Below are 20,072 nucleotides of genomic sequence, written 5' to 3'. Positions count from 1 at the left end.
TGGCGGGTGTTGCACCTCGGTGACGGCACGCTTGAGTGGACGTCGCCGACCGGGCGCACGTTCGTGAGTGAGCCGGCCACGGTCATCCGCTCGGCGTCGACCACACCGTCGCCCGCCCCACCCGGTCGGGATGCCCAGTCAGGGGAGCCCACGCCGTTCTGAGGACGCGCGCGGCAGATACGCGAAACCGACCAGGAGTGCACCCGCGAACCATCCGCCGAGCGGAGCGCCCACCGGTAGTTACAGGAGAAGCACTGTTCCGACCAGGATCAGTATCCGGCGAGCACGGCGAAGAGACGCATCCCGTAAAGGAAAACGAACGGCAGATAATGCGCACCGACGATGATCATGCTTGCAGGGAAGAACAGGTTCGGTTCGGTCAGTCCCAGGGCAACGGCCACGAGCATGCCCGAAGGGACGGTGAATGCGATCTGCGTCGCGAGCGCCGCCATCGGATGGCCCTTGGGCAATGCCGCTGGCCCGCCGGCGGTTCGAAGCGTGAGCGTCGTCAGGGGAAAAATCAGCATCCCACCCAGGAACAGCGTTGCGATCGATGCGCCTGGCGACAATCAAGTCGCCACGGCCGCCGCGATCAGCCACAGTGTGCCTGAAACCAATTGACCGACGAAGCCGCCGCGGTAGACACGTCGAACGTCCGCCTGAGCCTCATCAATCCGCACAACGGCATCGTCCCACGAGTCGGCCGCTGGCCTGTCCACACGCTTGCTGGTCGGGCGTGACAGACCGGGTCATCCCGTCGTCTTGTCAGGTCCGAACGACGAGCAGAGCACGTCGCGCCCCAGCTGTGCAGTGGAGATATCTCTCGTTTCGTGATGCCGGACTCGCGGGCGGACTCGGTGCGAACGACGGCGGCCTCACGGCGAGCGGCAGGCACTATGAGCACGGTGTAGACGACGCCGACGAGTAGCAGGATTCCACCGTCGAGCCGCGTGAGTAGCCCATCCCCGGCGAAGATCAACATCAGAGCGGATGCGCCGACGATCGTCGGCAGAAATGGTGCCGACCGCGACCACCGTGACGCCGATCAGGGCGAGCAAGCCGATGACGAGCTCACCCAGCACAATCATGCGTTGAGACTACTCACGGACTTGCCCGGGCACCCAAAAACCGGTGAGGTTGACGCGTGGTCCGCATTAGGACTCATGATGAGAAAATCGCTCACCCGGACCCATCCCTCCGGTGCCTGATCGCCGAACGCTTACGCGTCAGGGTTGGGTGAGGCCAGTACCTCAGAGCAAGTCCGCCGTTCCGGCAGCACCGACTGTCGTGATCAGGTCGACGGAGAGTGCCGAGCCGAGCCGAACAGACAGCATGGCCGTGACACCAAGCGCCGAGGCGGGAATCGGGATGCTGCGTTGGCTCATGTCAGGCATTTCCGGACAGTGCGTTTGCTCCGAGCCGGCGCTGCGCGACCTGGACGTTCGAGCCGAGACGAGTGAGCTCCCGCTCGAGCTCCCGAGCTGCTGCCAATAGTGCGTCGTCGTCGAGCGGTTCGAGTGCGTCGAGGATGAACAGGGCGCTGGTGGTGGTGTCGGTGAGCTGGGTGCGACGTGCTTGACGCCAGTTCCAGCGTCGACACGTCACACCGCCCGCGTCGGTCCACACGACCTCCCCGGCGTCGGGATGCTCAGTCACGGATGCGCCCTCGGACATGATCTCGAAAGGTTCCGATCCGGTTGCGCGGATCAGGCGTGGTGCTCCGACGTAGTGCGCCAGGTCCTCCCCGCCGAGCGGTACCACGTGCAGAATCGAGATTGCGTTGTACAGGTCCGTGAGTCGATTCACGCGGGGCAGCCCGGATGCCGCGCGGCGCATAAGCGCCTCCAGACTGTTGCGGGTGCGCTGCGGCTTCGCACCGAACGCCCGGTACGCCTGGCGCCACGCGGCAATGTGCGGAACCTCCTCGACAGCCTGTTGCTGGAGAGTGGAGCGGGCTGCCTCTTCCGCCGCGAGGAGCAGCGCCTCGCTTGCCTCATCACTCGGGCCGGGCTCGAGTCCATCGACAGCGACCAACACCGCCCGGTAATCGGGCCGTAACGCAAAGACGTCATCGTCGACTCGGGCGGCGTCGAGGAACGTGTTCAAGGCCGTCTGCTCAGGCATCAACGCGTTCCGTTCGGGTAGCCGAGCCGACGCCCGGGTCAAACACTGTCAGTGAGAATCGTGCTGCGTGCGGGCCGGCGTTGACGTAGGAATGGGCTACGTCGCCGGGGAAGGAGAGCGCGTCGCGATCGTTGAGCGTGATCGTCTCTTCTCCCGACGAAATCGAGATCGTTCCCAGGTGTACCTGCACGAGTTTTCTCGTACCGGCCGTATGCGGTTCACTCACATGTCGATCGCCTGCTTCGAGGGTCCAGTCCCACAGTTCGACGACGTTCGGCGGTATAGTCCCCGCGACGAGCACTCCGCGCCCGCCGTGCGCGCCGGTCCACAGCACCGTGCCCTCGTCCCTTCGGGTGACTTTCATCCGCTTCGATCGGGGCGGTTCGACCAGATCGGGGAGGCCCACGCCGAGGGCGCCACTGATCCGGAGCAGTGTCCCTACGCTCGGGTTCGCGGCACCCTGCTCGATGTTGACCAGCATTCGGCGACTCACCCCGGTGCCTTCCGCCAGCTGGTCAAGAGTCCACCGACGTTGTTGGCGTTCGTGTTTGACGCGTACACCGATGGCGGTTGCAAGTTCCGCAGCACTTTTCTCCATAAGTGCACGATAGTGCACTATTGGTACATCAATCAGAGTTTTCCCTCGGGTACCAACAGTTGGTCTCAGTGGGGGAGGATGACGATCTTGCCGATGTGTCGTCGCTCGGAGAACTCCGTTTGGGCTTCGGCGATCTCGGTCAGGGCAAACGTGCTGCTGACCTGAGGACTGACCTGCCCGCCGCGTGCAAGCTCGACGAGCCGACGAAAATGAACCCGGGTGTGCATCGAGGATCCGATCAGCTGCGCATTGTGAAGATAGAGGCGGCGGAGGTCGAAGTCGATCACCGGCCCCGCCACAGCACCCGCGATCACCCGGCGCCCGTTGTCCCGAAGCATCGGCATCATGGTGGAGACCCCCGGTCCACCGGCGATGTCAGCAACCACGTCCAACCCCGCCGGATGCTCCCGTCACGAGCACGGTTTCGCCGCCTCGCACGTTGGCACGTTCGAGAATTCCGATTGCGGTGCCGAATGCCCACAGGCAGGCACGCCAGCTGCTCATCCGATAGCGGGGAATCCTGTACGTCATGAGCATGGATGGCATCGACGGAGACGTACTGCGCGAACCCGCCATCGGCCTCGCTACCCAGGTACCCCACCGGAGACGCATTTTCGCTTTCGCATCCGTAGATAGCCGGGTCCACGAGCACCCGGCGACTCAACAGTTCTTCGGTCACACCATGACCCACCTCGACGATAATGCCGGTGATATCCCCACCCTGAATGCGCGGAAAATCAAACGAACCCAGTCAGCCGGCCTGCGCCGTGGGATTTTCCGGCAACCCACATGCTCCCTGGCGCGTCCAAATGTCTGTGTTGTTGACGGCAGCCGCTGTTACTTTCAGCAGCACCTGGTGGTCCTGCGGCCGCGGCCGGAGCCAATCGTGGTGCAATTCCAATGCTTCGGGGCCACCGAATCTCATCCATATTTCGGGTTGCCAACGAGGGCATCGCCTTCACCGAACGAGTTCCTGCCCACCGTGCACGGGTTCGACGCGTTCTTCGGCAACCTCTACCACTTTAATACCGAGGAGGAGACGGAAACCGACCGCCGCCGTCGTGCAAAGTCAGATCGGGCATACCCCAGTGTCTCGCGCAACCGTTCCTGCCGTTTCAGTCCTCCAGAGCCTCGCCCCGTTTCTCGGGGAGTCCAAGAGCGCCGAGTGCAGCGACCACGAAGAACATTGCGAAGACCGTGAAAAGAATTGCGGTCCCGCCCATCTCGCGCAGCATCGGCACGGCCAGCGGAGCCAGGATCGCGGCGATCCGTCCAACGCCGGCTGCCCAGCCGGCCCCGGTGGCACGGATGCGGGTCGGGTACAGCTCCGGGGTCACTGCGTAGAGCGCTCCCCACGCACCCAGGTTAAAAAAGGAAAGCAGCATGCCGGCACCGATCACCTGGGTGGCATCGCCGGCTACCGCGAATAACGCCGCCGCAAGTGCCGAGCCGGCAAGGAATACGGCCAGTGTCCTGCGCCGTCCCCAACGCTCGATGAGGTACGCCGAAGCGGCATAACCCGGCAGTTGGGCCACGGTGATGATCAGCGTGTACGCGAAGGAGCGAACGAGCGAGTATCCCGACGCGACCAGGATGGTCGGAAGCCAGATGAAGGCGCCATAGTAGGAGAAGTTCACGCAGAACCAGACCAGCCACAGCGCACCGGTTCGGCGACGCAGGCCGCGCGACCACAGCGCGGTGACGCGTGTCCGGGAACCGGTTTTGTTCGGCCCCTCACCTGTCTTTGCGGGGCGCGCAGAATCATAGGGTCCGGCGGTGATTCCGGCGGACTTTTCGAAACGTCGGACGGTCGACTCCGCCTCAGAGAGGCGGCCACGCGACTCGAGGAAGCGAACCGATTCCGGCAGCCGAAGGCGCACGACCACCGCGTACACGGCCGGAACCGCTCCGACAGCCAGTGCCCAGCGCCAGCCGTCGGCCGATGACGGTACGACCAGGTACCCGATGACCGCGGAAACGGTCCAGCCAATGGCCCAGAAGGATTCGAGGATGACGATGATGCGGCCGCGAATTCGTGGAGGCGCGAACTCGCTCACGAGCGTCGAAGCGACCGGGAGCTCACCGCCAAGACCGAGCCCCACGATAAATCGCCATGCAATGAGTACGGCCACAGTCTCGGACAGTGCCGACGCTCCCGTCGCGAGACCGTAAACGAGAAGGGTGAGAGCGAAAACCTGGCGTCGGCCGATACGGTCGGCCAGCAAACCACCGAGAACTGCACCAATGGCCATACCGACGAACCCGGCGGATGCGATCCAGGACAGCTCCACGTCGGAGACTTGCCATTGCACCGCCAATTGTGCCAGAACGAAAGAAATGAGTCCAACGTCCATCGCATCAAGAGCCCAGCCCAGGCCGGAACCCACAAGCACACGGCGGTGCTCCCGGGTGAACGGCAGCGCATCCAATCGCTCGGATCGACTGGGGCGTGCGCGAACTTCAGGCATCAGGTTCCCAATTCAGCGTTTGTGACCAGGCGGCGAACTGAGGGTGAAGCGTCTGCCGGATAATTGAACCCTATTGCACGAGACCTGCCCGACGTGAGTGTGTCATGGAGCGGCGGCGCCGGGGTGCGAGACTGGCCAGACACAGTCGGCCGAGCGGGCGTACCCGCACTAGCCCAAGGAGTTCAACGATGAACACACCCACCACAGCATCCGTCCCAGCGCCTACTGCTGGCCTCTCCGCCCGCGTCGAACGAGCAGATCTCGATGTCGCCTCCTCATTCGCCGCGTTCGTCGAGAACGAGGCGCTGCAGGGAACCGGCATCACCGCGGACGCCTTTTGGCTTGGGCTGAGCACGCTGATCAGCGACCTCACTCCCCGGAACACTGAGTTGCTCGGCATCAGGGATGACCTGCAGGCCCAGATCGATGCCTTCCACCGGGCTAACCCCGGCCAGCCTGACCCCGGTGAGTACCGTGCTTTCCTCACCAGGATCGGGTACCTCGCGCCCGAACCCGGGGACTTCACCATCACCACCTCGAACGTCGATGTGGAGATCGCGTCGCAGGCGGGACCCCAGCTTGTCGTTCCGCTGCTCAACGCGCGGTTCGCTGTCAACGCGGCGAACGCCCGCTGGGGTTCGCTTTACGACGCGCTGTACGGCACTGACGCGATATCCGATGACGGCGGTGCGTCCCGGGCGGATTCCTACAACGCCGTCCGCGGCGGACGGGTGATCGCGCGCGGACGGGCTCTGCTTGACCAGGCCATCCCACTCGAACGGGGCTCGCACGCTGATGCCGTCGCTTACCGAGTCGAGAACGGTGCGCTGATCGTGGCTTTGAAAGACGGATCATCCGCTGTCCTGGCGTCGCCCTCGGCGCTGGTCGGCTACAGGGGAGAGGCTTTGGAACCGTCGTCCGTGCTCTTCCGACATCACGGACTGCACCTCGACGTGACCATTGATCGCAGCGCACCTATCGGGGCCACGGACAGCGCGGGCATCCAGGACATCGTGCTCGAGTCCGCTGTCACCACGATCATGGACCTCGAAGACTCGGTTGCCGCAGTCGACGCCGACGACAAGGTACTCGGCTACCGCAACTGGCGCGAACTCATGCGCGGCAGACTGAATGAGACCGTCAGGAAGGGCGCCGGCGTCTTCACGCGCACCATGAACGGCGACCGCGTCTACACCGTTCCTACCGGCGGCGAGTTGACGCTGCACGGCCGAAGCCTGCTGCTGGTGCGCAACGTCGGGCACCTGATGCAGACCGACACCGTGCGGGATGCGTCCGGCGCCGAGGTGTTCGAAGGAATCCTCGACGCGGTGCTGACCGTTCTCGGTTCGTTCCCCGACCTCGTCGGCGAGGCCCGCGGCGGCAACTCACGCACCGGCTCGGTGTACATCGTCAAGCCGAAAATGCACGGCCCCCACGAGGTCGCGTTCACCGTCGACCTGTTCGCCCGGGTGGAGCAGCTCCTCGGCCTGCCCCCACTCACCGTGAAGATCGGGATCATGGACGAAGAACGGCGAACGACGCTCAACTTGCGGGCCTGTATCGCCGTTGCCGCCGAGCGAATCGTCTTCATCAACACGGGATTCCTCGATCGCACGGGCGACGAGATCCACACCTCCATGCACGCCGGGCCAGTGGCCACCAAGGGCTTGATACGTTCCATGCCCTTCATGGCTGCCTACGAGAACGCGAATGTCGACGCCGGTCTCGCGGCGGGCTTTCCCGGCCGTGCCCAGATCGGCAAGGGCATGTGGGCCATGCCCGATCTCATGCACGACATGCTCGAGCAGAAGATTGCGCACCCCCGTTCCGGTGCAACCACAGCCTGGGTCCCGTCTCCCACAGCGGCGACGCTGCATGCGATCCACTATCACGAGGTCAACGTGGCCGCCCGTCAACACGAACTGGCCGGACGGACACGCCAGGCCCTGGACCCGATTCTCGTCCTCCCTCTCTCCGAGCGAGACCTCAGCGATGAGGAGCGCCTGACCGAGCTGAACAACAACGTTCAGTCGATCCTCGGCTATGTCGTTCGATGGGTCGATCAAGGGGTCGGGTGTTCCAAGGTTCCGGACATTCACGGCGTGGGGCTCATGGAGGACCGTGCGACGCTGCGCATTTCTAGTCAACTCCTCGCGAACTGGCTCACCCACGGCGTCATCAGCAAGACGGATGTTGACGCCAGCCTCGGGCGACTGGCGGCGGTCGTCGATGCACAGAATTCCGATGACCCGACCTATGAAGCGCTGATCGGCAGAACCGGGCCTGGGCTCGCGTTTCTGGCCGCCCGCCAACTCATCATCGACGGTGCATCCTCACCTAACGGATACACCGAGCCGATCCTCCACCAGGTCCGGAGGGCAAAGAAGCGTCAGGCTCCCGCGCGTCATTTGCTCTAACGGAACCTCATGCGGGCGGGTTGCAGTGCGGCAGCCGCCGGTGGCATACCTTCCCGGCGGGACCTACTTGATGCCGCCGGTTGGGCGTCCATCGAGCAGGTTGCTGATGAACCTCGCGACGTCGTCCCGAAATTCGGCATAGGCGCTTGGGGCGGGCCCCTCCGAACGGACGAACACGTCCACTGCCTCGAGCGCTGAGGTGACGATGGAACGAGGTGAGCGCACTTCCCCTGATGAGTTTTCAGTTCGCCCGTCGCGCGCGCGCGCCCTCGTGCACAGGGAGAATCAACCGGTCGGCGTCTCGCGAATCATCTCCGAGCGCAGGTCACGAATTACACGCCAGTCAGAATGATCTGTTGATCGGATCGAGAACCCCTATGTGCTCACCCGTTCATTCACGCCATTGAGCGATGCGAATTCACCGCCAGCTAGCGCTGCACTTCACTGACTTTTCTTTGGCTTTGGAAAGTGCGTTTCGCAGGGTTTCGGAGCAGTCGAGTGGAATCAGTCAGGATAGAGTGAATCCGTAACTATGGATATGCTAATAAGCATTGGTATAATTGATACATGTCCATGTTTGAGAAGGAGTCGGTCTGGCCGTTGATCGGCTGTGAAGAACGGCCGTGGCGAAGCGTCCAGGATGAGTATGGCTCACGAGCCCAGAAGCGTCTGGCGTCAGGTCCATACTTGGCGTCGGTGCCCGCGTTGATCTCTGATCTCGACATACCGTTCGACAGCGAGTTGCATGCGCTGACTGAAGAGGCCGCCAGCGAGCTTGCCCGCTTCGATGCAGAAGTGGGGCAAATCGCTGCACCATTTGCGTCCATTCTCCTTCGAGCCGAGAGTGCCTCCAGCTCCGAAATTGAGAACCTCACGAGCGGCGCTCGGCAGATCGCCTTGGCGGAGCTCGGTGAGCACGCCTCGAAGAATGCGCAGCTCATCGTCGGCAACGTCCGAGCGATGCAAGCGGCACTTGCCCTGTCTGAGTCGATCGACGGCAACGCCATCCTGGAGATGCATCGCGCCCTCCTAGAGCAAAGCAATCCTGACATCGTCGGTCACTGGCGTGACCAGCAGGTCTGGATCGGTGGCGGGAGTTTTGGGCCGCACACCGCACAGCTTGTCCCGCCCCATCAGGACCGCGTCCCCGCGCTCATGGAGGACCTTGTTGCCTTCGCCAATCGAGCTGATCTTCCCGTGCTTGCCCAGACCGCGATCGCTCATGCGCAATTTGAAACAATCCACCCGTTCCCCGACGGAAATGGAAGGGTCGGTCGCGCACTCATCCAAGCGATGCTGCGTTCTGGAGGGCTCACTCGAAACGTTACTGTTCCGGTCTCCGCGGGGCTGCTTCACGACACCGGTCGATATTTCGATGCCCTGAGCGCATACCGGTCCGGGGATGTCGCCCCGATCATCCGTTCCATCGCGGAGGCGTCGTTCGCGGCGGCGCACAATGGTCGAATCCTCGTGGCTGACTTGGAAAGCGTGCAGGTGGAGTGGCGCGGGCGCATCAGCGCGAGACGAGATTCAGCGGTACACCGGCTCGTGGGTATTCTGCTTCGGCAACCCGTGATCGGCGCAGCCGCAGCCGCAGCTCAGCTCGGTATTTCGAGCGTCAATGCCCAGGTCGCTATCGACCGCCTTGTTGACGCCAACATTTTGACCCAAATCACAGACGGACGACGAAATCGAATTTGGCTAGCCAAGGACGCCGTTCAGGTCCTTGACGAGTTCGCCGCCCGAGCAAAGAGACACCGATAGCAGAACGGTCTCCGCATCAACCTGCCAGCAGCCCGCTGGGAGATTGCGATATTGAATCCCACTTTCAGTGCGACGATGCAGGACGCCGGGTTGTTGACCCTGTGGCCGAGCTCGAGCCGGAGCAAGTCGCGCCTTTCAAATGCCCAGCGGGTAGCCGAGGCGAGAGAGCATGAGGCAAGGCCTTGGCCTTGGGCCTCGGCGGACACCCAGTAGTAGACCCTACCGGTGGCGTGTCGATGCTCCATGTTTTCGATGCCCACATTGCCGACAGCCTTGCCGTCGACGCTGATTGCGAAGTTGCGCACGGACGGGCTGGACGGGGCGAGCTGAAGTGCGATGAATTCCTGGCAGCGCTCGAGCGTTGACAGGTCGGTGTCGCCGACCTGGGTTGCGAGGTCATCGTTGGCACGAAGGCGCGAAGCAGGTGCCCGGTGTCAGATTCGTCCCATGGGCGAAACTTCTGCACGCGATCGTCAGATCAAAGCGTCGGGCAACGCCGAGGCTTCTTCCCCGAATTGGGCGGTGCGGACAGCGATTCTGAACAGTAGGGTCGGGCCTTGGGGCCGCGGTTGACGCGTCCAGTTGGGCGGGAACCTGACGAGGTGACACTCGACGACCGGCGGCTTTCGAAAAGGCGGATTTCAGGTTCCGCACATGACTGCAATAGAGATGAGTGCAGCGATGACAGCCAGCTGGGTCCGCCTCTCACTCTGGGTTGCCGCCCTGGTCGCATGGTCCGCGCTCATCCTCGTCGGGCTGGTCCTGTTGGGGACAGGTCTCGATAGAACGTTCTTTTTTGAGCCAACCGGTGGGGCTCTCGAACGCGATCGTGTGGGGAAGAATCTCATTCTTGTTGGTTCGGTCGCCCTCTTCGCTGCCGCGGTCTGGGCTCGGTCGATGCACGCTCCCATCTGGTCCTGCGCCCTCGTCGCAGCCCCGGCTGTCCTTGTCGGCGGCCTCACCTTGTTTTTCGGAGGTTCTCTGTTCCCACACCTCAGCGCTTTGGTGGCTTTCCCTGTTGCCCTCGCTGGCCTGGTTTGCGGGCTTGTCCTCGCCAGGCCACTGCTTCGCGCTGGCTCCGCGGGCCCTAGCGCGTCGGTTGACCGTCAGGGATCAGACTGAGCTTTCGCCCGCCGTCGTCGAGTGCTAAAAACTATCCATCTGAAGACGGCAGCGTTAATGGCAGCCAAGAGAAAGAATCCCAAGTAGTACAACGCCGCGCTCATGGTCAATGCTCCGACGGCGAATTCTTCTGGCCCCGACACTTGCGATGAACCCAGTGAACCGACGACATAGTATGCAGTAGATAACGGCAACGTCAGTACCACGATGAGCAGAACCATCGCTTCGGGTGCGGCCGTCCCGCCGCCCAGTTCGAAGGCGCGCATCACGGACACTGCCGCAATGAGCCCGGCGACTGACACTAGGTAGGCGCCCATCGACCCCGCGGCCCAGGATTGTAGGCGGTCGTTCCCTGTCGGCCTTACACGGTCGGTCGTCATTTCCGAAAGCTACAGGCCTTGCCCAACTTCGGCCAACAAGGACCGTTTCGACGTCTCGGGGAAAGGGCCTTTGGAAACGGTCTCCGCACGAATCTCCCAGCAGCCCGTTGAGAGATTTTGCCGTGGAGGCCAGTGCCGTTAACCGCGGAATTCGTTCGCGAACTGGGGACACCGATCGATTTCTACTGTGTTCACAGTACTTCTTTCAGGTCCAGGCGAGTGGATGGCGATTTCCGCTAGCTCCGGCTCCCCAGGAACTTCTCCAGCGCGGCGAGGTCATCGGTATTTATGTGGTCAACGCCGGCCTCGTGCAGCTCAGTCCAGATCGCTTCGCGGGCTTCGCTCGGAACATCGAGGGTCCCCCAGAAACGGACGTGGTAGCCCTGAGAGTGCGCCGACTGCACGTATTCGCGCAGCTTGACCTTTTCGCTTTCCGGCATCGGACCGACGCCCTGCCACACGAATAGCTTGTTCCAATTCTCACTGACCAGCGGCATGAGATCGGCTGGTATTCCAGATGTCAAGTCGCCGGAGCGGCCGTCATAGAAAGCCAATCGTGAGTCAAGATTTTGCATGGATTTTAGAGGGCGGTTGCCGCTGACCACGGCGACAACCGGTCCGGATTTGGTTTTGCCGTTCGTGTACTTGGTCATGATCGAGCGATGCTCAGCCAGGTCTTCCTCGATCGCAGCGTAGGTACTCTCGCCGTCACTCTTTATGTCGATCAGAAGTTGGAAGCTGCCATCCCAGCCAGAGTAGACACTGCCAGCAAGGCCGTCCACGAGGCGGTCGAGCGGATCCAGGTAGAGGCTTTCGAGAGTAACCCCCGCCTGGACATCCTCGAGATCGTGAGCGACGAGAAGCTCGCCATCTACGAGCCAAACATCGGCTTCCACACTGGTGAATCCGTGCTCGAGGGCATCAAATAACGGACGCTCATGCTCATAGTCATTGTGCGCGTGGGCGGCATCCTGCGGTTCGCCGGGCACGATGTCGGCCTGTGATGGTGCGGCCGCGCCGGTGACGGTAGCGAGGCCGACGAGGGTAACGAGAACCAAAGCGGAATTTTTGACGATCATGGAAGTCCATTTCTACGAAGTGTGTTCCGCCGAGAAAGTCCCGTCGAAATGAGATTGACCGCGTTATCGGCTCCACGCGTGTTCCAGTGCACAAGCTGGTTCGGTTTCGAATGCGCAACGGCTACAGTTCTATCGCCGTCGGGTTAAGTGCTGGCGCCGGTCGAACCAACGCACCATGAACGGTCTGGGCCTGCGTGACCTTCTGCTCGCGCAAGAATCACGCTCCTAGCTCCACCAGTCCGTCCTCGCGTCGCGCCGGCAGATTCGGTATTCACTGGAGGGCCACCGGGTTGGTTCTAACAGTCGAATAGTCGCAGCGCTGGCATACCTTGTCATGCCTGCCGCGCTGACTTCAGGTGTTGTCAGCGCTGACTGTGCGGGCTCTGCCATCGAGCCGGATCGTATTGCCGTGCGGGACGATCCACTGGGTCTGCTGTGTCCGAATGGCACTCCGATACAGATCACAGCCTTGGAGTTATATCGAGAGACTCGCTCGATAGTCGTGTCGCGCCGAACTGCGCGCAGTCGAGCGCGCTCGCCTGCGAACGGCACGGCCCGCCAGGCTGCCCGCAAGCCGGACCTTAAGCGCACTCGGGCCCGGAATTCGGGGCCAGAAGCAAACGCATCCGGGCGGAGCGCCCGGATAGTCCGCCCGGATAGTCCGCCCGGATAGTCCGCCCGGTGAGGATTCGCACTTGAGGGCGTCGACCGCAACAAACCCCAGCGGCAGGAAACCCCTGCCACGAGATGTCCTGGCGTGTCGTAGACGACCTGGCGCACGCTCGACCCCAGGCGGCACCACAGCAGGGTCGAGGCCGTTTGCGGCTCGGTCAAAGGTCGGCGAGCATGCTCACAGGGTTCTCGATGCAGCGTGCGATGTAGGTGAGGAAACCGGCGGCGGTGCCTCCATCACAGACCCGGTGGTCGAAGACCAGCGACAGCTCGACCACAGTGCGCACCGCGAGGGTGTGATCGACCACCCAGGGGCGCTCGATCATCCGTCCGATGCCCAGAATGGCGGCCTCGGGGTGGTTGATGATCGCGGCTGACCCGTCGACACCCAGAGCACCGAAGTTGTTCAGGGTGAAGGTGCCGCCGCTGAGTCGAGATGGGGGAAACGAGCCATCCGTTGCCTGGGTCACGATACCGGCGATCGCATCCCGGAGTTCGCGGGTGGTCAGTGAGTGGGCGTCGTGCACGACCGGCACCATCAGCCCCCGCGGGGTCTGGGCGGCAAGCCCGAGGTTGATGGCACCGCGCTGGAGGATCTCCTGGCTGGCCGTGTCGACTGAGGAGTTCAACAGCGGAAACCGGCGCAGTCCGGCGACCGTGAACCGGGCGATCAGCGCGGTCACGCTGAAGCGTTCGCCTGTGGCGTCGAAGAGACGGTCCCGCGCGGCGAAGAGCTCGGTGGCGTCCACATCGAGCCAGACGGTTGCCTCGGGGATTTCCCGGCGCGAGGTGGTCATCCGCTCCGACACCACCCTGCGTAGGCCGGTGATCGGGATCCGGATGTCGTCGGTGGGCGCGGCCCGGGTTCCGACCGGCTCCGCCACGGGTGCAGGTTGGGCCAGTGCCGCGGGCTCGACCACCGGTGTGGACTCAACCGCTGCGGCCCGTTCCCGGATTGCCGATTCCACGTCCCGGCGCAGCACCAGCGCGTTGCTCCCACTGCCGATTAGCAGGGTCGCGTCGAGGCCGTTTTCGCGGGCCAGACGCCGCACCAGCGGTGAGACCACGGGGGAGCGGCCGGCCGGGTAAGACGGAGAGGCCGGAGCCGTTACCGGGGTGGCCGGAGTCACCTCGGAGACCGGTTCGACGATTGCCGCGACGACCGGAGCCGCTGAGCCGGGTCGCACGCCGAAGCGCGCAGTGGCAGGGCGCCGCACGGGACCCGTGTTCTCCCTCGTGCCGTAGCCGATGAGCACAGCACCGGATGCCGACCCGTCGACCTCCGCGACCGGAACCCCGGCTGCCATCGCTGCGGGCTTAACAGCAGTCCGAGCGGTCGGCCGTGCGGCGTCGGCCTCGGCGGCATCCGTCACTGTCAGCAGCACCTGCCCGGCGTGAATGATCTGGCCGGCGACCCCGTTCAGGGCCTCGACCACACCGCCGAACGGCGACGGCAACTCCACGATGGACTTGGCCGATTCGACCTCCACCACGGGCTGGTCGATGGTGATGGTGTCGCCCACGGCGACCAGCCAGGAGACGATTTCGGCTTCGGTGAGTCCTTCGCCGAGGTCGGGCAGGATGAAATTCTGATCCATCAGTTCCACTCCCAGGTTCCGAGGGCGGTCAGGATGCGGTCGGGAGTGGGCAGAAAGTATTGCTCGAGCTTGGGGGAGGGATAGGGGATATCGAAACCCGTGATCCGCAGGATCGGCGCTGCCAGGTGGTAGAAGTTGCGCTCGGTCAGCCGGGCGGCGACCTCGGCCCCGTAGCCGCCGAACTGCGCCGCCTCGTGCAGCACAGCGGCGCGGGAGGTCTTCCGCAGGGAGGCGCCCACCGTCTCGTCGTCGAACGGGGAGAGGCTGCGCAGGTCGATCACCTCGATCGAGAGCCCCTCGGCGACGGCCAGCTCGGCCGTCGCGAGGGCCGTTTTCACGGTCGGACCGTAGGCGATCAGCGTGACATCGGTGCCCTCCCGCAGCACGACCGCAGTGGTCATCGGCGCGGTGCGCACAGGCAGGCTGAGCTCGGCTTTGGCCCAGTACCGGCTCTTGGGTTCGAGGAAAATGACCGGGTCGTCATAAGCAATGGCCTCGCGGAGCATTGAATAGGCATCCGCCGGATTCGATGGCGAGACCACCGTGAGGCCGGGCGTGGCCGTCCAGTAGGCCTCGGAGGAATCGGAGTGGTGTTCCACACCCCCGATGTCGCCGGCGTAGGGGATCCGGATCACAAGGGGCAGCTGGATGCGCCCACGGGTGCGGTTGCGCATCTTGGCCACGTGCGAAACGATCTGCTCGAACGCCGGGTAGCTGAACGCGTCGAACTGCATCTCGACCACCGGGCGCAGGCCGTACATGGCCATGCCGATCGCGGTGCCCACAATCCCCGATTCGGCCAGCGGCGAGTCGCTCACGCGGCTCTCCCCGAATTCGGCGTACAGCCCGTCGGTCACACGGAAGACGCCGCCGAGCGGGCCGACATCCTCACCGAACAGGACGACCGTCGGATCGTCGCGCATCGCGTCCTGGATCGCGGCGTTCAACGCCGCTGCCATGGTGAGAGTGACCGGTGCGCGCAGGGGCGTCGGTGCGGTGTCGGGGAGCGTCATGAGTTGACTCCTGAGTGAGCGGCGACGGATGCTGCGACGGCGTGTTCGGCGTGTTCGGCGTGCTCGGCGTGCTCGTCAAGCTCAGCTGCGAGGAAGGCTCGTTGTTCCGCCAGGGCGGCGCGCGGGGTCGAGTAGACGTGGTCGAACAGCTCCAGCGGATCCACTGGGGCGGACCGGGTCATGCATTCGCGGGTGTCCGCCGCCAGATCCTCGGCCTCGGCACGGATGTCCGCACGCTCCGCGTCGCTCAGCGCACCGATCTCGCACAGGTAGGTGTCCAGGCGGGTGATCGGGTCGCGGCGTCGCCAGATCTCCAGATCCCCGGGATCGCGGTAGCGGCTCGGGTCGTCGGAGTTCGTGTGTGCCTCCATCCGATAGGTCAGACCCTCGATCAGGGTCGGGCCGTGGCCGGCGCGGGCGTTCTCCACTGCCGACGAGGTGACCGCGTACATTGCGGCGACGTCGTTGCCGTCAACGAAGTAGCCGGGCATCCCGTAGCCGATGGCCTTGTCGGCGATGGTGCGGCAGCGCATCTGCTTGTCCAGCGGCACGCTGATCGCGTACTGGTTGTTCTGCACCACGAAGACGACCGGGGCCTGCCAGACGGCAGCAAAGTTGAACGCCTCGTGGGCGTCGCCCTCGCTGGTGGCGCCGTCGCCGAGCAGAGTCAGTGCGACGGTGCGCTCCCGTTTGAGCTTGGACGCGGTCGCGAGCCCCACGGCGTGCAGCGCCTGGGTAGCCAGAGGGGTGGCCTGCGGGGCGATCCGGTGGGCGTTCTGGTCGTAGCCGCTGTGCCAGTCCCCGCGGAACGAGGCCAGGATGTGCTCGGGCGGCACGCCGCGGGTCAGTAGGGCGATGCTGTCCCGGTAGGTGGGGAAGAGCCAGTCCTCGGCGCCGAGGGCGGCGACCGCGGCGATCTCGCAGGCCTCCTGGCCGAGAGCTGACGGGTACGTCGCCAGGCGTCCCTGCCGGGTCAGCGCGGTGACCTGCACGTCGAACCGGCGGGCGACGACCATGCGCCGGTAGAGATTGAGCAGTGTGGCCGGGTCCGGCAGGTCAAACCCGCCGGCCTCATCGAATGGCGCGGCGCGACCGGTGTCATCGATCAGGCGGAGGGGACGCGGCGCGGCGAGGGGGCTCTCAACCAGGCTCTCGACATTGAGGCTCATGTCGCAATGGTGGGGCATCTCCGCGCCGTCGACGGTGCCCCGGCGACGGATACGAACGATTGGTCCGAAGCGGCGTCGTGCCGGGCCATTCGTCCGCGGAAAACGACCGTTCAGCGCCAGCTGTCCGCAGCGCGAGCCGGGGGCAGGCCGGTGATTTCCTCGAGGATGAGGTGGGACCGGGTGGAGATCACGCCGGGCATGCTGTGGATATCGCGCAGGATGGCTTGGCTCAGCTGCTCGTGGTCCGGAGCGCTGACGGTGAGGATGATGTCGATGTCGCCGCTCACGGCCTGAGCTTTTTCGACGAAGGGCAGTTCACTCAGGCGCCGGGCCATCTCGGCCCAGGAGACATCGCCGATCTTGACGATCACGAGGGCGGAGACCCTGAGCCCGAGCGCCCGGCGGTCGATCTGTGCGCCGAATCCAGTGACCACACCGTGACGCACGAGATTCTGCATCCGGGTGTGCGCGGTGGTGCGGGAAATGTGCACGAGCACGGCCAGCTGGCGCATCGACAGGCGGCCGTCGCGACTGAGTTCGGCCACGATCTGCCGGTCGATCGCGTCGAGACCGTCGGGCGTGCCCGGGGCGGCGGGGGCCGAGTGCTGCGTCATTGGAATCCTCAGGCTGGGGAAACCCTCAGACTACCGCGAGCCCAGGCGACTACCGCATCGCGCGCAGGTAGTGGTTCTTGGGCCAGTGGCGCAGCCGGCGCGGAAGCCGGGGATAGACACGTATGGTCAGCCGGATCAGCCGGTCGAAGCGGCGCTGCGCCCCCACGGTCCAGGGCAGGTCGAACAGTTCCCGCACCGAGCAGGGGAGCAGTCCGACGGTCACGAACCGGCCCAGTGGCATCATCAGCCGCAGCCAGAGCGGCCCGGTGCGGGGATGCAGCAGCTGGCGTGCCACGGCGCGCGTGGCGGCATCCGTCTGCAACTCGCCGACGCGTCGGTCCCAGTAGGCGGCGAAGGCGGCCCGGTTGGGCGGCCACAGCTCCGCGGGCATCTGCAACGCCGTGCCCAGCACGGCGTACTCCCGGTAGAGCGCGTCCGCCGTGGCTCCGTCGAGCGGGCCGTAGACCAGCTCCCGCATGGTCATGGCGGAGTCATACAGGGTCGCCGCCACCCAGAGCTGCAGTTCTGGGGTGAAGGCGGTGTAAGCCGGACGAGCCTCGGTGGCCAAGCCCGACACCGGGGCGTGGGCGTGATCGACCCGGCGTCGTGCCCGGGCAGCCTCCTCCGGCGTTCCGAACACGACCGCGTACACGTAGGTTAGGGTGCCGCGCAGCCGATCGAGCGGTCGGGAGGCGAAGTCGCTGTGGTGCGCAATTCCGTGGCCGATCGCCGGGTCGGCGATCTGCAGGAGGATGGACCGCCCGCCGGCGGCGATCAGCACGGCCTCGCCGGCCATGTCCCTCATCTGCATGCGCGCCTCCCCGCTCGAAGACCGATTGTAACGCCGCCAGCGGTGAAGTGGATGGGCGCTTCGCCGCGGTAGCTGCCGGCAGGTTAGCCTGGATCGGTGATCTCCGGCCGACGACACCCGGCCCCAGCCCGCCGCCTGGCGGCGCTCGCCGCCATGGCCCTGCTGGCCCTCACCCCCTCCGGCTGCACCGCGGCGCGCGGAACAGACGCGAAAAGCGGCACTGCCGCCCCGCTCGGGCCCGGCTGGTCGGCCGGCCCCGTTGCCGAAGACGCCACTCGCCGCCTGGCCGCCATGTCCCTGACCGAGAAGGTCGCCAGCCTACTGATGCTGCACCAGCCGGGAACAGATGCGGCCGAGCTGCGCACCTTCGCCGGGGCGAACGGCCTCGGTGGACTCATCCTGATGGATGACAACGTGCCGGTCTCCCCGGAAGAAATGCGGGCAATGACGGATGCCCTCAGTCCCGACCCGGAACTCCCGCTGCTCATCGGCATCGATCAGGAGGGCGGCGAGGTCTCCCGGCTGCCCGCCGACCTGGCGCCCGGGGCTGCCCAGCTGCAGACGCTCCCCGCACCGGCCACAGAGGATGCCTTCCGCAGTCGGTCGACCCTGCTCCAGTCCGTCGGCGTGAGTGTCAACTTCGGCATCGTCGCCGACGTCACGGCCGACCCGAGCTCGTTCCTGGCCGGCCGGGTGCTCGGCACCGACCCGGCGTCGGCATCCGCCCGGGTGGCTGCGGCGGTCACCGGTGAGCGTGCGCGGGTTCTGAGCACGCTCAAGCACTTCCCCGGTCACGGGGCGGCGCCGGGGGACTCGCACCGAAGCATCCCGTCGACTCCGCTTGGCTATCAGGACTGGCTGACCCGTGAGGCGCCTTCGTTTCAGTCCGGAATCGAGGCTGGCGCGGCGCTGATCATGTTCGGCCACCTGGCCTACCCGAGCGTCGATCCGCGTCCGGCGAGCCTGTCGCCGGCCTGGCACGAGATCCTCCGCACCGAACTCGGTTTCGACGGCGTCACGATTACCGACGATCTGCTGATGCTCCAGGACTTCGGCCTGCCGGAGTACGCCGACCCGGCCGAGAACGGGATCGCCGCCCTGGCAGCGGGCAACACCATGCTGCTCTCCGTTCTGCCGGCGAATCCCGCGCGGTACGGCACCGATGTCACAGTTCTGATCGGCAGAATCGTCGAAGCGGTCGATACCGGGCGGCTCACGCTGGAGCAGATCGATGATGCTGCCTACAAGCTCCTGGTGCTGCGCGGCCGGGCCGCCCTCAGCGCATCCCAGGAGTGAACCCCAAATCCAGATTGTGCAGCGAACCGCACCGAGTAGGACCTCATGGATGCCGGCACACTCTAATCACGCATTCTCGTCTTCGTCGGAGGCACCGGAGTGTCCTCAGCTGGGTGTCACCAAAGTCATGACCCAGTCCGTCGGGCGCCCGGTCAGCTCTCAGTCCGCTAGCCCTCTGCCGTGCCGACGAAGTACGCCGTGACGACTTCGCGGGTGGTGAGCGGATCTCCCCCCGAAATGGGCGCGACGCGCACCGTCCATCGGGGGCCTGACCGATCGATGCCGTCTGCGCTCTCCGCCCAGACCGCCCCATCTTCCGTGCACGAGTAGGTGCCGTACCAGGCGGGGTGCTCGGTCAGGTCGTTCCAAACGCCACCGCTGCGAATCAGGCAGCGGTCCCCGTCGCTGAGCAACAGCCCGAGCGGTCGCGCCTGCTCGGGCGCGGTGGCCGCCGGCAGGCTCCCGGTGCTCGGCAGGCGCACCACCGCCGTGGTCCACGGGTCGCGGTAGCAGGCCACAAAGCCGGGCGCCGCATCCTGCCAGCACGCTACGGCGAACGCGCTCGACGGTGTGCAGGCGTGGATGTTGTCGTCGACGGCGACTGCGGACGGCCGATCATCGAACGACGCGCTGCCACAGTCGAGCGTGACGGTCGTCTCCTCGGTGACGGTGAAGCCCGCGGCAGGCAGACCGCCCTCGGTGGTGGGGCGCATTACCACGCTCTCGGTTGCCGTTGCCGAAGCAGAGGAGGGCGACGAAGGGGCCGGGGACGCGCATCCGGCGAGCAGGGCGATCAGCAGACCCAGGGGGAGCAAAAACCGTGAGCGCATTTCAGCCCTCCGTTCCACCCATGCACCAGCCCCTGAGCGACTGACGGTACCCTCGGCCCCGGAGGCAGTCAAGGGATTCCGGCAGGAGTGGCCGGACCACTGTCGAAAAGAACTCTC

17 protein-coding genes and 1 pseudogene are annotated in these 20,072 nt (G+C 65.0%); 3 read left to right on the top strand and 15 right to left on the bottom strand.

The genetic code is table 11. The features are described from left to right. Positions 1-269 precede the first annotated feature (269 nt). The 7 genes from E3O54_RS10965 to E3O54_RS10940 form a co-directional block, all read right to left on the bottom strand. On the bottom strand, positions 270-569 hold the full coding sequence (locus E3O54_RS10965; RefSeq protein WP_134401591.1) for a hypothetical protein: 300 nt from the start codon (positions 567-569) through the stop codon (positions 270-272). A gap of 681 nt (positions 570-1,250) precedes the next feature. Next, the gene (locus E3O54_RS16380; RefSeq protein WP_166784809.1) at positions 1,251-1,394 is read right to left on the bottom strand and encodes a hypothetical protein; all 144 of its coding nucleotides are present in this window, start codon (positions 1,392-1,394) and stop codon (positions 1,251-1,253) included. Next, positions 1,387-2,124 carry a B3/4 domain-containing protein gene (locus E3O54_RS10960; protein ID WP_134401590.1) on the bottom strand — a complete coding sequence of 246 codons (738 nt, stop codon included), beginning with the start codon at positions 2,122-2,124 and terminating at the stop codon, positions 1,387-1,389. Before E3O54_RS10960 ends, E3O54_RS16380 begins: the two co-directional genes overlap by 8 nt. After that, positions 2,117-2,722, bottom strand: coding sequence for a helix-turn-helix domain-containing protein (locus tag E3O54_RS10955; RefSeq protein WP_174720214.1), 606 nt, complete (start codon positions 2,720-2,722; stop codon positions 2,117-2,119). Before E3O54_RS10955 ends, E3O54_RS10960 begins: the two co-directional genes overlap by 8 nt. Before the next feature lie 65 nt (positions 2,723-2,787). Further along, the gene (locus E3O54_RS16645; RefSeq protein ID WP_255570313.1) at positions 2,788-3,114 is read right to left on the bottom strand and encodes a zinc-binding dehydrogenase; all 327 of its coding nucleotides are present in this window, start codon (positions 3,112-3,114) and stop codon (positions 2,788-2,790) included. Beyond that, positions 3,066-3,449 (bottom strand): hypothetical protein, encoded by a 384-nt coding sequence (locus E3O54_RS17380; RefSeq protein ID WP_370247774.1) that lies wholly within the window; start codon positions 3,447-3,449, stop codon positions 3,066-3,068. The genes E3O54_RS16645 and E3O54_RS17380 overlap by 49 nt, the downstream gene beginning before the upstream one ends. 388 nt (positions 3,450-3,837) lie before the next feature. Beyond that, complete coding sequence (locus E3O54_RS10940) at positions 3,838-5,190, bottom strand: MFS transporter (RefSeq protein WP_104099590.1); 1,353 nt, start codon at positions 5,188-5,190, stop codon at positions 3,838-3,840. 188 nt (positions 5,191-5,378) lie between these two features. Here E3O54_RS10940 and E3O54_RS10935 point away from each other — a divergent pair, with 188 nt between their 5' ends. Together E3O54_RS10935 and E3O54_RS10930 are read left to right on the top strand one after the other, a co-directional pair. Next, positions 5,379-7,607 carry a malate synthase G gene (locus E3O54_RS10935; RefSeq protein ID WP_104099591.1) on the top strand — a complete coding sequence of 743 codons (2,229 nt, stop codon included), beginning with the start codon at positions 5,379-5,381 and terminating at the stop codon, positions 7,605-7,607. 567 nt (positions 7,608-8,174) lie between these two features. Further along, positions 8,175-9,371, top strand: a complete 1,197-nt coding sequence (locus tag E3O54_RS10930; protein WP_134401587.1) for a Fic family protein — start codon at positions 8,175-8,177, stop codon at positions 9,369-9,371. Here the strand turns inward: E3O54_RS10930 and E3O54_RS17375 are convergent. The 7 genes and pseudogenes from E3O54_RS17375 to E3O54_RS10895 all read right to left on the bottom strand — a co-directional run. Next, a pseudogene (locus tag E3O54_RS17375) lies at positions 9,326-9,769 on the bottom strand (GNAT family N-acetyltransferase); the annotation flags it as partial. The gene E3O54_RS10930 and the pseudogene E3O54_RS17375 sit on opposite strands and share 46 nt — an antisense overlap. Positions 9,770-11,109: 1,340 nt before the next feature. Then, complete coding sequence (locus tag E3O54_RS10920) at positions 11,110-11,952, bottom strand: phosphatidylinositol-specific phospholipase C/glycerophosphodiester phosphodiesterase family protein (protein WP_134401586.1); 843 nt, start codon at positions 11,950-11,952, stop codon at positions 11,110-11,112. A gap of 830 nt (positions 11,953-12,782) precedes the next feature. Then, complete coding sequence (locus tag E3O54_RS10915) at positions 12,783-14,222, bottom strand: dihydrolipoamide acetyltransferase family protein (RefSeq protein ID WP_134401585.1); 1,440 nt, start codon at positions 14,220-14,222, stop codon at positions 12,783-12,785. Then, positions 14,222-15,235 (bottom strand): alpha-ketoacid dehydrogenase subunit beta, encoded by a 1,014-nt coding sequence (locus E3O54_RS10910; RefSeq protein WP_134401584.1) that lies wholly within the window; start codon positions 15,233-15,235, stop codon positions 14,222-14,224. The genes E3O54_RS10915 and E3O54_RS10910 overlap by 1 nt, the downstream gene beginning before the upstream one ends. Then, on the bottom strand, positions 15,232-16,404 hold the full coding sequence (gene pdhA / locus E3O54_RS10905) for a pyruvate dehydrogenase (acetyl-transferring) E1 component subunit alpha (RefSeq protein ID WP_134401583.1): 1,173 nt from the start codon (positions 16,402-16,404) through the stop codon (positions 15,232-15,234). The genes E3O54_RS10910 and pdhA overlap by 4 nt, the downstream gene beginning before the upstream one ends. Before the next feature lie 110 nt (positions 16,405-16,514). Next, the gene (locus tag E3O54_RS10900) at positions 16,515-17,018 is read right to left on the bottom strand and encodes an Lrp/AsnC family transcriptional regulator (RefSeq protein WP_104099599.1); all 504 of its coding nucleotides are present in this window, start codon (positions 17,016-17,018) and stop codon (positions 16,515-16,517) included. A 49-nt stretch (positions 17,019-17,067) separates the two neighbouring features. Beyond that, a complete protein-coding gene (locus tag E3O54_RS10895) occupies positions 17,068-17,829 on the bottom strand; it encodes an oxygenase MpaB family protein (protein WP_241976868.1) in 762 nt (253 codons plus the stop codon). A gap of 96 nt (positions 17,830-17,925) precedes the next feature. On the opposite strand from E3O54_RS10895, the gene E3O54_RS10890 reads away from it, so the two are divergent. Further along, positions 17,926-19,125 carry a glycoside hydrolase family 3 N-terminal domain-containing protein gene (locus tag E3O54_RS10890; RefSeq protein ID WP_241976867.1) on the top strand — a complete coding sequence of 400 codons (1,200 nt, stop codon included), beginning with the start codon at positions 17,926-17,928 and terminating at the stop codon, positions 19,123-19,125. Between the two features lie 167 nt (positions 19,126-19,292). Here E3O54_RS10890 and E3O54_RS10885 read toward each other — a convergent pair whose 3' ends face one another. After that, a complete protein-coding gene (locus tag E3O54_RS10885) occupies positions 19,293-19,955 on the bottom strand; it encodes a hypothetical protein (RefSeq protein WP_134401582.1) in 663 nt (220 codons plus the stop codon). Positions 19,956-20,072 lie beyond the last annotated feature (117 nt).

Source organism: Cryobacterium sp. TMT2-4 (assembly GCF_004402575.1).
Classification (GTDB): domain Bacteria; phylum Actinomycetota; class Actinomycetes; order Actinomycetales; family Microbacteriaceae; genus Cryobacterium; species Cryobacterium sandaracinum.
This window is presented reverse-complemented; position numbering and strand designations above follow the sequence as displayed.